General features: G+C 71.7%; 1 protein-coding gene. It reads right to left on the reverse strand.

Features of this window, described 5'->3' with window-relative positions; all coding sequences use genetic code 11:
• Positions 1–1,316 (reverse strand): transketolase family protein (locus tag ACFQRI_RS27065; protein ID WP_380673489.1); only part of this gene is annotated, 1,316 nt, incomplete at both ends.

The following is a 1,316-nucleotide window of genomic DNA, read 5'->3' on the forward strand; positions in this document are numbered from 1 at the left end:
CCGCCGTGCAGTGCGATGCCGTTGACGATCGCGCCCATCGCGTGCTCGCGGATGCCGAAGTGCAGCGTGCGGCCGTAGGGGTTGGCCTGCCAGGCGTCGGTGGAGATCTCCGCCGGGCCGAACGAGGGCTGGCCCTTCATGGTGGTGTTGTTGCTCTCGGCCAGGTCGGCCGAGCCGCCCCACAGCTCGGGCAGCACGTCGGCCAGCGCGGTCAGCACCTCGCCGGAGGCCTTGCGGGTGGCGACGCCCTTCGCGTCGGCCTCCCAGGTCGGCAGCTTCTCGGCCCACCCGGTCGGCAGCTCGCGCTTGCTGATGCGGTCCAGCAGCGCCTTGTTCTCCGGGTTGGCCGCCGCCCACTCGTCGAAGGCCGTCTGCCACTCGGCGCGCGCGGCCTTGTTGCGGTCGATGACGCCGCGGGCGTGCGCCAGCACCTTCTCGTCGACCTGGAAGGACTGCTCCGGGTCGAAGCCCAGCTCGGACTTGACCGCGGCGACCTCGTCGCCGCCCAGGGCGGCGCCGTGCGCCTTGCCGGAGTTCATCTTGTTCGGCGCCGGGTAGCCGATGACCGTGCGCAGCACGATCAGGGTCGGCCTGCTCGTCTCGGCCTTCGCCGCCTCGATGGCCTCCAGGAAGCCCTGGACGTCCTCACCGCCGTGGACGGTGAGCACCTGCCAGCCGTAGGCCTCGTAGCGCTTGGCGGTGTCCTCGGACAGCGCGATGCCGGTGTTGTCCTCGATGGAGATCTCGTTGGCGTCGTAGATCACCGCGAGGTTGCCCAGCTGCTGGGTGCCGGCCAGCGACGAGGCCTCGGAGGTGACGCCCTCCTCGATGTCGCCGTCCGAGGCGATCACGTAGACCTGGTGGTCGAACGGGCTCTCGCCCTGCGCGGCCTCCGGGTCGAACAGGCCGCGCTCGCGCCGGGCGGCCATCGCCATGCCCACCGCGGTGGACAGGCCCTGGCCCAGCGGGCCGGTGGTGGTCTCGACGCCCTTGGTGTGGCCGTACTCCGGGTGACCCGGGGTCAGCGAGCCCCACTTGCGCAGCTGCTGCAGGTCCTCGATCTCCAGGCCGTACCCGGACAGGTACAGCTGGATGTACAGGGTGAGGCTCGAGTGCCCGGCCGAGAGGACGAACCGGTCACGGCCGATCCACTCCGGGTCGGTGGGGTCGTGCCGCATGACGCGCTGGAAGAGCGCGTAGGCGGCCGGCGCCAGGCTCATCGCGGTGCCCGGGTGACCGCTGCCGCAGCGCTCCACCGCGTCGGCGGCCAGCACGCGGGCGGTGTCCACCGCACGCTGATCGAGCTCGGTCCAGTC

This window comes from Saccharopolyspora griseoalba, from assembly GCF_042665275.1.
Lineage (GTDB): Bacteria > Actinomycetota > Actinomycetes > Mycobacteriales > Pseudonocardiaceae > Saccharopolyspora > Saccharopolyspora griseoalba.